This window comes from Rhizobium sp. L51/94, from assembly GCF_019355555.1.
GTDB classification, from domain to species: domain Bacteria; phylum Pseudomonadota; class Alphaproteobacteria; order Rhizobiales; family Rhizobiaceae; genus Rhizobium; species Rhizobium rhododendri.
Genome location: NZ_CP072141.1, coordinates 2,977,410 through 2,990,278, shown reverse-complemented (window position 1 = coordinate 2,990,278; position 12,869 = coordinate 2,977,410). Strand labels below are relative to the sequence as shown.

Below are 12,869 nucleotides of genomic sequence, written 5' to 3'. Positions count from 1 at the left end.
TGTCAGGATGACGAGGGGCTATGGGCGGATACAGTGATATCGAGCGTGACGTGGCCCATGGTCGGGCCAAAGCGGCAGAAGGCCTCGTTGATCGTCGCAAAGATGGCGCCGGCGTCGCCGCGCAGCTTGGTGCAGAAGTTCTTCGAACTGTGGAACACGCCGGAGTGCTTGAGGAAGTCGATGCAGCCGTAGATCTCGTCCATGTGCTGATCGATGCCGAGAACGTAGAGCGAGAATTGCGCGGAGACAGTCTCTCCCGTCAGGGGCGTTTTGCGAACGGCTGCGAGAGCCGCCTGCTTGCGTTCTTCGAGCGGAAGGGTGCTGACCATGCTGGTGCTTGGCGTGCAGATCGGATCGTCGGGTTCGCCGGGGCAGCCGCGCGAGACCGTGGCGTGCAGTACGCAATGCTTGCCCGATGAGGCTGCCGCCACGAAGAGGTCGCGCATCGCTGGAAAAAGCACGTCCGTCGAGCCGACCAGCAGCGTCGATAGATCGTCGGTCGAAACCCGCATCTGGTCACGATAGGGGTCCAGAGCGCCGAGCGCGCCGTGGATGACGCCGACGAAATCGTCGGTCATCGGATAAAGTGATATTTGTGCGCCTGAAAACATTTTAGCCCGCCTCGCTCCGCTGGTATTATCCAGATCAGCTTTTAGGGTTTGGAAGCATGCACGCTTCGGTCTCAGCCCCGGCAATACGGAGCACCCCTGTCGATCCCCCCTGATAGCATGGACCGGAAAAGATAAAAGCAGATTTTTCCCGGGTCGACCGAGGGAGTGGAATTGCAAGGTCATCGCAGGCCGCATGCATCCTTTTGCAGCCTGACCCGTTGGCGATGCGAGAGTTGCGGCTTGCAACGCGGAGGGACGCTGTCAGATGAAAATCGCGACCTACAATGTAAACGGCGTGAATGGCCGGCTCGAAAACCTGCTGCGCTGGCTCGACGAATTCAATCCGGACATCGTCTGTTTGCAGGAATTGAAAGCGCCAGACATCCGCTTTCCGGCGCGCGAGATCGAGGGGGCGGGCTACGGGGCGATCTGGCATGGCCAGAAAAGCTGGAACGGCGTGGCAATCCTGGCGCGGGACGCTATGCCGCTGGAGACCAGACGCGGGTTGCCCGGTGATGACAATGGACAGAGCCGTTATATCGAGGCGGCAATCGGCGGCGTCCTGGTCGGCTGCCTGTACCTTCCGAACGGCAATCCGCAACCGGGCCCGAAGTTCGAATACAAGCTAGCCTGGTTCCAGCGCCTCGCAGACTACGCGCGAGAGCTTCTGGAACTCGAAATCCCGGTCGTCCTAGCCGGCGATTTCAATGTGATGCCGACCGAACTCGATGTTTATAATCCGGAGCGCTGGATCGACGATGCGCTATTTCATCCGGATGTCCGCCACGCTTTCCGGGAACTCGTCGATCAAGGCTGGACGGACGGGATCCGGCGGATGCACCCCGATCAACGGATCTATACGTTCTGGAAATATCTCCGCAACGCCTATGCCCGCGACGCCGGTTTACGCATAGATCACTTCCTCCTCAGTCCCTCGCTGGCCGAGCGGCTGTCCGACGCCGGGGTCGACGGGGACGTCCGCGGCTGGGCGCATGCCAGCGATCATGCTCCCGCGTGGATCACGCTCGACGACTAGGGACGTCAAGGCGCTCCATGAATGCCTTGAATGCCTCTAGAAACGGTCGTTGCCCCCGCAGCAGCTTGATTTCCGCCTGATCGAGATCGAACCAGCCGGCGCGGTCGACTTCCGGAAAACTTTGTATCTGGCCGGATTTCGGAGGCCATTGCATTTCGAAACTATTGCTGACAATCGCGTCTGCATCGATCTCGGCATTGGCCGCAAAAGCGACGACGACTTTGCCACCAGGCTGTCTGATTTCCCCGAGCAGCGTGAACGGACCGTCGAGGCTGGTGCCGATCTCCTCGCGGACCTCCCGGCGGGCAGCGGCGAGATCGTCCTCGTCCGGTTCGATGCCGCCTTTTGGAAGCGACCAGGCGCCTTCGTCCTTGCGGGCCCAGAAGGGGCCGCCGGGATGGACGAGCAGGACTTCGGGTGCCCCATGTGTGGCAAAGCGGTAGATCAGTACGCCGGCACTGCGTTTCACCATCTCAACTCTTTGCGTCAGCCTTGAGGGATAGCCCGAAATCTCGATAGACACTGAGACAATCGGTATAGCTGAGAGTTCTGCTCTCGCCATAAGAAACATGGGCGTTGGAAGCGCCTATACCTGCCTCTTCGGCGACGAACAGGATAGCCTCACCCAGTGACAGGCCTACAATCATGTCGTCGGCGCCGTCATCGCTGTCGATCCCTGTTATCGTTGCGGCAAGTGCGCGCTTGGAGAAGACGATCTCTCGCTCGGCTGGCCTCATTTCTGCGGGTCCTTACGTTCGGCACGGCTTCAGCCGCGCAATTCTGGATACTTGCGCTGCAGTTCGCTGTCGTCGGAGCAGGAGGTGTCGACTGCGGATAACTCGACCGATACAGCTTCCCCGACGTCGAGTTCGCCATCATGAAGGAGTTCGACCTGGTCTCCATCGTGCCTGACGAGGGTCGCAGACGATGTGAATCCGCGTTTTAGCAACCAATCGCGGGGTGCCTTGACGAGCAGGGTAACAGCAAACTTGCCATCCTCTTTTTCGGTCGCGACAGTCACGCTGTAGGAAACTGGCGCGGTTTCGTTGGCCAGCTCAAGCTTGCCGGTCGCGTCTGCCTTGTGCAGGGTGTTGGTCATGATGATCCTCTCATTGTCATGTTCAGAAACAAATTCGGGCCCTTGAAGTTCCGATCCGTGCCGTCCGATGGCGAGCGTGACAAATTGCCGAACGCTCATCCGCAGCCTGCAGGCTTCAGTGCCGCCATCCTTCAGATTGAATTCGGAGACTTTGGTGGGGAACCATGACGCGCAACGCTGGTTAGTCTGGTCCAAGCCGACCAAAAGGAGACAGGCCATGAACGGTTATCCCAAGCCGCCATTTCCCACGCAGCCACAGTCCATCCCCGGCAAGACGGCCCGGATGGATCCGAAGCCCGACCACGGGGAGAGCTCCTACAAGGGGTCCGGACGTCTGGCCGGAAAGCGTGCCGTAATTACCGGCGGCGACAGCGGCATCGGTCGCGCCGTCGCAATCGCATTTGCGCGGGAGGGTGCGGATGTACTCGTTTCCTATCTCGATGAGCACGAGGACGCAGCGGAGACGAAGCACTATGTCGAAGAGGCCGGACGGAAGGCGGTTCTCGTGCCCGGGGATATCCAGGATGCAGCCCATTGCCGGGCGATCATCGACAAGGCCGTATCCGAACTCGGCGGCATCGACATTCTCGTCAACAATGCCGCCCACCAGAATACCTTCAAGGATATCGCGGAGATCTCCGATGACGAGTGGGAGCTTACCTTCAAGGTCAACATCCACGCTATGTTCTACCTGACAAAAGCAGCCGTCGAACACATGAGCCCCGGCAGCTCGATCATCAATACGACCTCGGTCAATGCCGACATGCCAAATCCGACGTTGCTTGCCTATGCCACGACCAAGGGCGCCATCCAGAACTTTACGGGCGGATTGGCACAGATGCTGGCCGAGAAGGGGATTCGCGCCAATGCCGTTGCGCCGGGCCCGATTTGGACGCCGCTTATCCCATCCACCATGCCGGAAGAGAACGTTACCAACTTCGGCAAGCAAACGCCAATGAAGCGGCCGGGGCAGCCGGCGGAACTCGCAACAGCTTACGTCATGCTTGCAGATCCGCTGTCGAGCTATGTGTCCGGTACCACTATTGCAGTCACCGGCGGCAAGCCGTTCATCTAGTCAAAAGAGGAAATGTCATGACACAGGAAAACGAAAAGGTCGCACGCACCTGGGAATTGATGGAGAAGATCCTCTTCTGCATGCTTTCCACCCGGGTCGGCGAGGACATCCGTTCGCGGCCAATGGCAGCCCATTTCGAGCCGATTGAAAATGCGATCTATTTTCTGACGGATGTGGCTAGCCACAAGGATGAGGAAATTGAGCGCCGGCATAATGTCGGCCTGTCCTTTGCCGACACGAAGGGCCAGAAGTACGTTTCCGTGACGGGCGATGCAGAAGTGTCTAACGACCGGGAGCGGATCCGCGAACTTTTCTCGACGCCCGCCAAGGCCTGGTGGGAAAGCGCCGAAGATCCGTCTATCCGCGTGCTGAAAGTTACGCCGAAATATGCGGAATACTGGGATAGCCCCGGCACCGTGGTCAGCTACGTCAAAATGATTGCTGCAGCCATGTCGAGCGCGAAGCCCGACATGGGCGAAAATGCCAAGGTCTCGCTTTAAGGACCTGAGTTTCTTCAGCCTTTTAATTTTGGCCCGGCAGCCCATTCAAACTTGCCGGTTGAGCCTCGAGAGTATGTCGGTCCGAAGGTCTCCTCAGATCTTCGGGCCGATTTTGTTTATCAGCGATGGCTTCTTCCGTTGGCCATCGCCAGTGCGAATACGCCGCAGAGTACAGCAACCAGCAGGTAGTCGAATGCTGTCAGCAGTCTGAAGATTTCCATGTTTTTCTCCTCCTCAAGAGCGCGTCCAGTGTACTCCTCTTTGGATGGGTCGTCATGAATAAAATTCAGGGTTGCGGAAAAGCTCGAAAAAACATTCCGCTGCCCGTCTCATGAGGGGAAGCCCTTCCCTTGTCACGCCGCCACCAGCGTATATTGATCGCGCGACGCCCGGAGTAGAGTTCGGCTTCCGGCAGGCGATGCATAAAAAGGACTGGCTGATGCTTTCTTCGCCCGAGACTATTCCTGTTGTTGCCATTGTTGGAGGTGGTGTTTCAGGGGCGGCGGTTGCCTACCATCTGGCGGGAACAGGTCTGTTCGGCAGGCAACAGATCGTGCTCTTCGAACCACGGGCATTGCTTGGCGCAGGTCTCGCCTACGACACCGTCGAGCCTGCCCACCGCATCAACGTGCCATCCACCCGCATGAGCCTGTTTCCGGATGATCCAGAGCACTTCCAGCGCTGGATCGATACGAACGGGGCTCTTGGCGACGATCCCGACGCACTGGCAGCCAGCGGCGCCCTCTATCCGAGGCGCGGTCTGTTCGGGCGCTACATGAACGCGATGATCCGGCCGCTGGTCGAGAGCGGTTCCGTCCGCCATGTTCGCGAGCGCGTGCTCTCGGCCGATCGCCTTAATGGCCGGTGGCATCTGACGGGCGAGGGCGGTTATGTTATCGACGCCGATATACTCGTCATTGCGACCAGCCATCCGGCACCGTCCGCACCGGAGCCGCTTGCCAGTGTTCTTGCCGGAGATCCGCGCTTCGTCGCCGACCCTACCCGGCGGGGCGCGCTCGACCCGATCGGTGTCGACGACCGTGTGCTGATCGTCGGCAACGGGCTGACATCGGCCGATGTCGTTGCAGCGCTTGGCCTGCGAGGCCATCGGGGACAGATCACAGCGGTATCACGCCGAGGCTTGCGATCGCGCGGTCATCCTTCGATGCCGCAGGATCCGTTCGGCGATTTCACCTCCGAGCCTGCGCAGACTGCATCAGGACTTCTCAAACGCGTGCGGGCGGCCATTCGCGAAGCGGGCAGAGAGGGGCTTAGCTGGCATGCGGTCATCGATCAGGTGAGGGGCCAAGGCGAGGCGCTATGGCGCGGCCTGCCGGTCGAGGAGAGGCGGCGGATCGCGCGTCACCTTCGGCCGTTCTGGGACGTCCACCGGTTCCGTGTCGCGCCGCAAGTCGAGGCCGCCAGCGAGGAGGCAATCGCCGAGGGTCGAATGACCGTGCTGGCTGGCTCCGTGGCCGAAGTTTCAATCGACGAGGATCGCATCCGCTGCGTGCTGCGGCTCGGGCGGTCGCGCCAGCGTGTGGAGCGGCATTTCGATGCGGTGGTGGTCACAACGGGGCCGGGGCATGGCGGCATCCTTCGCAGCCAGCCCTTCCTGGCAGGTCTGGCCGAACGGGGCTATCTGGTGAACGACCCAACGCGACTCGGTCTCGACTGCAATGCAAATTCACAAGCGATCGGTGCGTCCGGCACGGCGACGGAATCCCTGTTCATATCGGGACCGCTGGCGCGCGGTACATTCGGCGAACTGATGGGCCTGCCGCAGGTAACGGAGCACGCGGTCTTGGTCGCATCCGGCGTTGCAGATACGGTCCGTGCAATGTTTCCAGCGACGCAGCGCCTGCACAGCATCTAGCGGGTTGCGGCCGCCTCTCGTCCAAACGCAATTTTATCGTCTTATAAGCCTGCAATTTCTGAGATATCGGCTTGCCCGCGCGCGCTCCCGGCGTTACGCAGCTTGCGTGATTGCCGATCAGCGAGATGCTGCGGTCGTGCGTCTTCAGGTAAGCGAATCTCATGCTGACAAAAAAAGGAAAATACGGTCTCAAGGCGTTGGTCGATCTTGCTCGTCTGGGCCCGGGCGAAACCGCCTTCATCAACGACGTTGCTCTGCGCAACAACATTCCGAAGAAGTTTCTCGATGCGATTTTGCTGGAGTTGCGAAATTCCGGCGTGCTGCGCTCGAAGAAGGGCCCGGGAGGCGGCTATTCGTTGTCTCGTCCCGCTGCCGAAATTCGTATCGGCCATGTGATCCGCACCCTTGACGGGCCGCTGGCGCCAATCCGTTGTGCAAGCCGTACTGCCTTTGAAGCCTGCGACGACTGTGCCGATCCGGCAGGCTGCCAGGTACGGAGGTCGATGACCGTGGTTCGCGACGCCGTCGCAACGATCCTCGACAATATGACGCTTGAGCAATTCGTGGCGAGCGGGACGCAAGGGCTGGATGCTGAAGAAGCGCTCGTTTCCGTGACGGGCTAGGCAGACCAAGTCACCCGGGCTTCCAATAGGCGACCTAACGAGATGCCACGAATATCGATTATTTTTCAGAGGCCTGGGAACCATTTCAATCCAGGGGCGTTCCCGAAGGGATCGGTGGCGTCGCTACAGGCGCATCTCGTCTGGCCTGGCCTGATAACGGTCGGCATGGGTGCATCGTAGCGAAGATGATACGTTTCAATAAATCGATTTCCAGTTCCATCCCTGCGATCCTGACCGTTGGCGCGATAACGCTGCTCCTTGTTGTCCTCGGCGCCCTTTATTTCAGCGGTCGTGCGGCGGAGGAGGCGGACAGCGCTGTCGATGCAAGCCGCCTCAACAATCGCGTGCTCAACCTGCTGAGTTCGGCGCAGGACGCCGAAACCGGACAGCGCGGCTATCTTCTGACCGGCGATGCGCGTTATCTTGCGCCGTTCACAAAATCCGCAGTGTCGATCCCGGCCGAAATCGCCGCGCTCACGCCGCGCCTGCTCGAAATCGGCGTTCCCCAGTCTTCGCTGGACAATCTCAGATCCCTCATGGATCGAAAGCTCGCGGAGATGAAACGCACGGTGGACCTGCGTTCCGCCGGCGATACTGCCGGTTCGATAGCGTTGGTCGAATCGAATGTCGGGATCGAGCTGATGGATGAAATCCGTCATGAGATCAATGTTATCCAGCAGCGCGGCGTCGTCAATTCGGGCGACCATATCGCCTCGCTCAAAGCATCGACAACGTCACTGTCGGCGATCATTGCCGTCAGTGCGGCCTTGCTCGTGGCACTAGCCGCCGGCGCGTTCAAGCTTATCCGCGATCACCACAGGCAGATCGAGGCGGCACGACTGCAGCTTGCCAGTGCGAACGAAACGCTGGAAGAGACCGTGGTAGCCCGCACTCAAGGGCTGCAAAGGGCAAACGACGAGCTGCAGGCCTACGCCTACATCGTCAGCCACGATTTGCGCGCTCCGCTCGTCAACATCATGGGCTTCACGGAGGAGCTCGATCGTGCCGCACAGGTGTTCAAGTCATACCTCGAGAAAAACAATGCCGATCTCACAACGATCGAAGGTCGTGCGGCCATCGAGGCCGTCGACACGGATATCCCTGAAGCGCTTGGTTTCATTCGGACTTCGATGCGTCGGATGGACAATCTGATCAACCAGATCCTTGTGCTCGCGCGGGCCGGAAACCGCGAACTGCACCGCGATCGGATCAAGCTGTCGGAGCTGGTCGAGGACACGTTGGGTACGCTCCGTCACAGGCTCGACGAGGCCGAGATCGAAGTCGATATACAAGGCGTGCTTCCCGAGGTGCAGTCCGACCGGCTAGCTCTGCAGCAGATCGTCGGCAACCTGCTGGACAATGCCATCAAGTACCTGGACCCCTCACGGCGCGGTAAGATCTCCATTTCCGGCAGGCGCCACGGTATGTTCGCGAGCGTCGAAATCAGCGATAATGGACGGGGAATCGCTGCAGGCGACCAGGAGAGGATTTTCGAACTGTTCCGGCGCTCGGGCAGACAGGACATGCCGGGCGACGGCGTTGGCCTTGCCCATGTTCGTGCGCTGGCCCGGCGTCTCGGCGGAGATGTTACCGTTAGTTCCGAGCTGGGGCAGGGGACAACGTTCGAAGTTAAGATTGCTGCCGATATGGCCCGATTGAAAAGAGAAGATTCGAAATGATGAGTTCCCCGAATACCGTCAAGATCATCATGATCGAAGACGATGAAGGCCACGCACGGCTGATCGAGAAGAATATCCGTCGCGCCGGCGTCACCAACGAGATTGTGCCCTTTGTCACAGGCGGAGATGCGCTCGACTTCATGCTTGGCAAGGATGGCAGTGGCGAGCCTTCGCGTGGGCAGCCCATCCTCATCCTGCTCGACCTCAACCTTCCCGACATGAGCGGGCTGGATATTCTCCAGAAGGTCAAGGCCAACGAGCACACGAGGCGGGCAATGGTGATCGTTCTGACGACCACCGACGACCCGCGCGAAATCGCCCGTTGCTACGACCTCGGCGCCAATGTCTATGTCAGCAAACCGATGCAATACGACAAGTTCGTGCATGCGATACAGCAGCTCGGCATGTTCGTTGCCGTCATGAAGATCCCGGAGGTGGAATGATAGAGCTGGATGCTGCGGCGGATGCTGCGATCCATATTCTCTATATAGACGACGATGAAGCACTCGGCGTGCTGACGCGCAAGAACATGCAGCGTCGCGGCTACGAGCTTCATCTGGCGAAGGACGGCGCTGCCGGCCTCGCGCGTCTTGCCGAAGGTGGCATTGACGCGATTGTCCTCGACCATTTCCTCGAAGGGGAAACGGGGCTGGACCTGCTGCCCTGCATCGTCTCCGGTGCCGATCACCCGCCGGTCATCTACGCGACCGGGTCGGGAGATGCCGGCGTTGCGGTTGCCGCTCTGAAGGCTGGCGCTGACGACTATGTCATGAAGGGTGTTTCGTCCGATTATTTCGACCTGCTGGCCGCAGCGTTGGCCCAAGGGTTGGAGCGGGCGCGGTTTCGGCGTGACACGTTGCGTGCTCAGGCGGTGATCCGCCATGAACGCGACCGCGCCGAGCTACTGCTCTCCGAAGTCAACCATCGGATCGCCAACAGCCTCGGCCTGGTGGCCGCGCTGATCCGCATGCAGGCTTCCGTCACCAAGGATCAGGTGACCATCGATGCGCTGCAGGAAACGCAGATCCGCATCAATGCCATCGCCAGCGTCCACCGGCGGCTCTACACCAGCCACGAGGTCGGTACCGTCCGGGTGAAGGAATATCTGGAGAGCCTGCTTGCCGAACTCGAGGCGTCCATGCGCGACGAGCAGCGGCCGCATAGTGTGAAGGTCGAGTGCGACGATGTCATACTGTCGACTGACAAGGTGATCACGCTCGGCCTGATCATCAGCGAACTCGTCACCAACGCCTATAAGTACGCCTATCCCGCCGGTCAGACCGGTGAAATCCGCGTGGTTGTCGACCAGACTGGCCAGGGTGGCCTCCGCGTGCATGTCGAAGACGACGGCGTCGGCTTCGACCGGACGGCTCCGGCCAAGGGCACAGGGCTCGGGACCAAGATCCTGACGGCGATGGCATCCAGCCTGAAGTCCAGCATTCTCTACGCTCCCGATCGCCAAGGCACGCGGGCGATGTTGAATTTCTCTATCGACTGATCGATGCGGCGCGCGACTCGCAAGTGCTGTGAAGGTTGCCTTTCTGTCGCCTTGGTTTGCTTTACAAGCGATGACGATGATCTCGCCAACTGACCTGTTGCCCTGGGGAAGACGCTTGCGACCACTTCTGAATTCGATCTCCGTCCTTTTCCTGACACTGGCCGTGTCAGCGACTGCGGTTGCCTTGCCGGCACGCGCGCAGCAGTCGGCGGCTCCGGCGACATCGTCACCCGAGACAACGCCAGCGCCAGCGGCTGCGCCCGCTCCTGACGCGCCCAAGCCCGATGCAGCGAAGCCCGATGCGACCAAGCCGGACGCGCCGTCGGCGGATGCCCAGCAAAAACAGCAACCGCCTGCGGCCAACGGCCTCGATCGAACGGCTGCCGAGATCGCCCAGGCTCGCAAACAGCTTTCCTCCCTCGAGGACAGTGTCAAACAGGGCGCGTCCGATGACGATGCGCTGGTGGTCCTTGCCGGAAAGGCTGACGATCTCACCCGTGCCGCGGCCGAGATCTCGGGGCGCCTGAAGCCACGGGCCGACGAAATGACGGCGCGACTGACGCAGATCGGCCCGCCGCCGAAAGAGGGCCAGCCTGCAGAGGCTCCCATCGTCACGCAGGAACGCGAAAAGCTGACGTCTGCGATCGCGCAGATCAACGTGGTGATGGGCGATGCCGACAATCTGACGGCCAGTGCCAATCGGGTGTCCGGTCAGATCACCGAGCTCCGACGGCGCCTTTTTGCCGATACCCTCTTTCGCCGTACCGAACTCTCGCTGTCGACCTTCGACGACGCCGGCCAGGCGCTCGTGCAGGAGGCTGTCAACTTTCGCAACGCTCTCTCGAGCTGGGGTACGTTCGTCTGGAAATTCAAACGGATCCCGCTGTTTACAGCTGTTTTCCTGTCCCTTGCCGCAGCGCTGATCTTCATGGCCGGGGGGTACCGGCTTTTCGGGCGATACTTCTTCCGTGACGAGACGATCGAGGCTCCCTCCTATATGAGCCGGCTCTCCATCGCGTTCTGGTCGACGATGATCCGGGCGTTGTCGGTGGCTGCCTTTCTCGTGCTCTCGTTCTTTTTCCTCGAGACTTTCAATGTGCTGCGGCCGGACATCGCGCCGGTGTTTTCAGCAGTTTTCGGCTTCGTCGGGCTGGTCTATTTCGTAGCAAGCTTCGTCAACGCCGTCTTTGCGCCGTTCGAGCCCAGCTGGCGGCTCGTGAAGCTCTCCAACAAGGGCGCTCGATCCGTCGGCTGGTGCTTGCTCGCCATTGCCATCGTCAATGGCCTCGATTTCGTCCTCAATCGCATCAGCGAATCGATGGGCTCGCCGGTCATCGTCACCGTCGCGAAGAGCTTCTCTGCAGCGATGATCATCGGCCTGATCTTCATCGCCGTGTCGTTCGGCAAGCCGATGCTTGCGAGAAGCGGCGATCCCGAGGCTCCGGGCCGACGCTGGCCGCACGGACTCGCCATCATCTTGAGGGTCATCGGTGCCGCGCTGATCTTCATGGCGGTGATCGGCTATGTCGGGCTCGCCCGCTTTATCGCGCTGCAGCTGATCGTCACCAGCGCCGTCCTCGTCACCATGTATCTCGGCATCCTGCTCGGCAAGGCAGTGTCCGATCAGGAGAATTTCCCCGAGACATCGGTCGGCCGGTTTCTGCAGAGCCGTGCGAGCATCAGCACCGCGATGCTCGACCAGGCGGGCCTCGTGGCAGGACTGGCAATCTATGTCTTCGCGCTGATGACCGGCATCCCGCTCATCCTGTTGTCGTGGGGGTTCCACGTTCAGGATCTGGAAATCTTCTTCTATCGGCTGTTCACCGAGATAAGGCTCGGCAGCATCAGGATCTCCCTCGTCGGTATCCTTGCCGGCATCCTGTTCTTCATCGGCGGCTACCTCGTTACCCGCTGGTTCCAGCGCTGGCTGGACGGCACGGTCATGGCGCGTGGCCAGGTCGATCTCGGCGTCCGCAACTCGGTCAAGACCGGCATCGGCTATCTCGGCGTGGCGATTGCCGCCGTCATCGGCATTTCTGCTGCCGGCATCGATCTGTCGAGCCTTGCGCTGGTTGCCAGTGCGCTGTCCGTCGGTATCGGTTTCGGCCTGCAGAACATCGTTTCCAATTTCGTCTCTGGCCTCATTCTTCTCGTCGAGAGGCCGTTCAAGGTCGGCGACTGGATCGTTTCCGGGACATCGGAGGGTATCGTCAAGCGTATTTCCGTCCGTGCGACGGAGATCGAGACCTTTCGCCAGCAATCGATCATCGTGCCGAATTCCGAGCTGATCAATGCGTCGGTCGGCAACTGGACGCACCGTAATAGGCTCGCGCGCTCCGAAATCCCGGTTTCGGTGGGCTATGACTGCGACCCGGAGCAGGTAATGGCAATCCTGCTGGAACTGGTCAAGGCAGTGCCCAAAGTGCTGAAAAACCCGGAGCCGCACGTCGAGTTCCTCCGCTTCGGTCCGTCGTCGCTGGACTTCGAGATGCGGTTCTACCTGGCTGACCTCTCCGATGGCATGCCTATCCGCAACAACCTGCGCATTGCCATCCTGAAGCGCTTTAAGAAGGAAGGCATCGACATGCCTTACCCGCAGCAGGAATTGCACATCAGCCGTCGCGCGGAAAGACAGCGGGTGGAAGCCACGCTACCTGAAAGCACGGAAAAGGCCGATGACATCGTCGAGCCGCCGATCCAGCCGCCAGAAGCGCCGGTGCCAGCGGAGACACGCACCAGGCCCAGCCGGCGTAAAGTCGATGGCAAACCTGAAGTGCAGTCCTGATCTACTCTGTAATGCTGCAGACTTGCTGCAGCTGAATGGTGATTTACATAAGTCGTCGCAAAATTAACACAAACTCAAATGCTTTGC

Annotated in this window: 13 protein-coding genes and 1 riboswitch; of the genes, 9 read left to right on the top strand and 4 right to left on the bottom strand. The window is 60.2% G+C overall.

From position 1 onward, the window contains the following. Positions 1-2 precede the first annotated feature (2 nt). Positions 3-611 (bottom strand): YkoF family thiamine/hydroxymethylpyrimidine-binding protein, encoded by a 609-nt coding sequence (locus J5274_RS14650; RefSeq protein WP_142829194.1) that lies wholly within the window; start codon positions 609-611, stop codon positions 3-5. Further along, a riboswitch (TPP riboswitch) is annotated at positions 606-719 on the bottom strand. Its footprint overlaps the gene before it by 6 nt. A 157-nt stretch (positions 720-876) precedes the next feature. Between J5274_RS14650 and xth the strand changes: the two genes are divergently transcribed. Further along, the gene (gene xth, locus J5274_RS14645) at positions 877-1,647 is read left to right on the top strand and encodes an exodeoxyribonuclease III (protein WP_142823123.1); all 771 of its coding nucleotides are present in this window, start codon (positions 877-879) and stop codon (positions 1,645-1,647) included. On the opposite strand, the gene J5274_RS14640 is transcribed toward xth, so the two are convergent. From J5274_RS14640 to J5274_RS14630, 3 genes are read right to left on the bottom strand one after another with little or no spacing between them, the layout of a single operon-like run. Beyond that, complete coding sequence (locus J5274_RS14640; RefSeq protein WP_142823122.1) at positions 1,631-2,119, bottom strand: NUDIX domain-containing protein; 489 nt, start codon at positions 2,117-2,119, stop codon at positions 1,631-1,633. The two genes, xth and J5274_RS14640, sit on opposite strands and share 17 nt — an antisense overlap. A 1-nt stretch (position 2,120) precedes the next feature. Continuing rightward, complete coding sequence (locus J5274_RS14635; RefSeq protein WP_142823121.1) at positions 2,121-2,384, bottom strand: hypothetical protein; 264 nt, start codon at positions 2,382-2,384, stop codon at positions 2,121-2,123. 29 nt (positions 2,385-2,413) lie between these two features. Then, on the bottom strand, positions 2,414-2,746 hold the full coding sequence (locus J5274_RS14630) for a hypothetical protein (RefSeq protein WP_219274654.1): 333 nt from the start codon (positions 2,744-2,746) through the stop codon (positions 2,414-2,416). Positions 2,747-2,963: 217 nt separating this feature from the next. Here J5274_RS14630 and J5274_RS14625 point away from each other — a divergent pair, with 217 nt between their 5' ends. The 8 genes from J5274_RS14625 to J5274_RS14590 all read left to right on the top strand — a co-directional run bounded on the left by J5274_RS14625 (position 2,964) and on the right by J5274_RS14590 (position 12,782). Continuing rightward, positions 2,964-3,821, top strand: a complete 858-nt coding sequence (locus J5274_RS14625) for an SDR family oxidoreductase (RefSeq protein ID WP_142823119.1) — start codon at positions 2,964-2,966, stop codon at positions 3,819-3,821. Positions 3,822-3,838: 17 nt separating this feature from the next. Beyond that, positions 3,839-4,321 carry a pyridoxamine 5'-phosphate oxidase family protein gene (locus J5274_RS14620; RefSeq protein WP_142823118.1) on the top strand — a complete coding sequence of 161 codons (483 nt, stop codon included), beginning with the start codon at positions 3,839-3,841 and terminating at the stop codon, positions 4,319-4,321. 439 nt (positions 4,322-4,760) lie between these two features. After that, positions 4,761-6,197 (top strand): FAD/NAD(P)-binding protein, encoded by a 1,437-nt coding sequence (locus J5274_RS14615; RefSeq protein ID WP_142829192.1) that lies wholly within the window; start codon positions 4,761-4,763, stop codon positions 6,195-6,197. A 161-nt stretch (positions 6,198-6,358) separates the two neighbouring features. Then, a complete protein-coding gene (locus J5274_RS14610; RefSeq protein WP_142823116.1) occupies positions 6,359-6,820 on the top strand; it encodes an Rrf2 family transcriptional regulator in 462 nt (153 codons plus the stop codon). Positions 6,821-7,005: 185 nt separating this feature from the next. Next, positions 7,006-8,499 carry a CHASE3 domain-containing protein gene (locus J5274_RS14605; protein WP_219274653.1) on the top strand — a complete coding sequence of 498 codons (1,494 nt, stop codon included), beginning with the start codon at positions 7,006-7,008 and terminating at the stop codon, positions 8,497-8,499. Then, complete coding sequence (locus J5274_RS14600) at positions 8,496-8,942, top strand: response regulator (RefSeq protein WP_374108266.1); 447 nt, start codon at positions 8,496-8,498, stop codon at positions 8,940-8,942. Before J5274_RS14605 ends, J5274_RS14600 begins: the two co-directional genes overlap by 4 nt. After that, positions 8,939-9,997 carry a histidine kinase dimerization/phosphoacceptor domain -containing protein gene (locus J5274_RS14595; RefSeq protein ID WP_142823114.1) on the top strand — a complete coding sequence of 353 codons (1,059 nt, stop codon included), beginning with the start codon at positions 8,939-8,941 and terminating at the stop codon, positions 9,995-9,997. The genes J5274_RS14600 and J5274_RS14595 overlap by 4 nt, the downstream gene beginning before the upstream one ends. A gap of 76 nt (positions 9,998-10,073) precedes the next feature. Further along, entirely contained in the window at positions 10,074-12,782 is a 2,709-nt protein-coding gene (locus J5274_RS14590) for a mechanosensitive ion channel family protein (RefSeq protein ID WP_142823113.1), read from the top strand. The last annotated feature ends 87 nt before the right edge of the window (positions 12,783-12,869 follow it).

Coding starts and splice junctions, on each gene's coding strand:
- J5274_RS14640 (WP_142823122.1), bottom strand. CDS start 2,119: ATGGTGAAACGCAGTGCCGGCGTACTGATCTACCGCTTTGCCACACAT.
- J5274_RS14630 (WP_219274654.1), bottom strand. CDS start 2,746: ATGACCAACACCCTGCACAAGGCAGACGCGACCGGCAAGCTTGAGCTG.
- J5274_RS14650 (WP_142829194.1), bottom strand. CDS start 611: ATGTTTTCAGGCGCACAAATATCACTTTATCCGATGACCGACGATTTC.
- J5274_RS14615 (WP_142829192.1), top strand. CDS start 4,761: ATGCTTTCTTCGCCCGAGACTATTCCTGTTGTTGCCATTGTTGGAGGT.
- J5274_RS14635 (WP_142823121.1), bottom strand. CDS start 2,384: ATGAGGCCAGCCGAGCGAGAGATCGTCTTCTCCAAGCGCGCACTTGCC.
- J5274_RS14610 (WP_142823116.1), top strand. CDS start 6,359: ATGCTGACAAAAAAAGGAAAATACGGTCTCAAGGCGTTGGTCGATCTT.
- J5274_RS14625 (WP_142823119.1), top strand. CDS start 2,964: ATGAACGGTTATCCCAAGCCGCCATTTCCCACGCAGCCACAGTCCATC.
- J5274_RS14595 (WP_142823114.1), top strand. CDS start 8,939: ATGATAGAGCTGGATGCTGCGGCGGATGCTGCGATCCATATTCTCTAT.
- J5274_RS14600 (WP_374108266.1), top strand. CDS start 8,496: ATGATGAGTTCCCCGAATACCGTCAAGATCATCATGATCGAAGACGAT.
- xth (WP_142823123.1), top strand. CDS start 877: ATGAAAATCGCGACCTACAATGTAAACGGCGTGAATGGCCGGCTCGAA.
- J5274_RS14620 (WP_142823118.1), top strand. CDS start 3,839: ATGACACAGGAAAACGAAAAGGTCGCACGCACCTGGGAATTGATGGAG.
- J5274_RS14605 (WP_219274653.1), top strand. CDS start 7,006: ATGATACGTTTCAATAAATCGATTTCCAGTTCCATCCCTGCGATCCTG.
- J5274_RS14590 (WP_142823113.1), top strand. CDS start 10,074: ATGATCTCGCCAACTGACCTGTTGCCCTGGGGAAGACGCTTGCGACCA.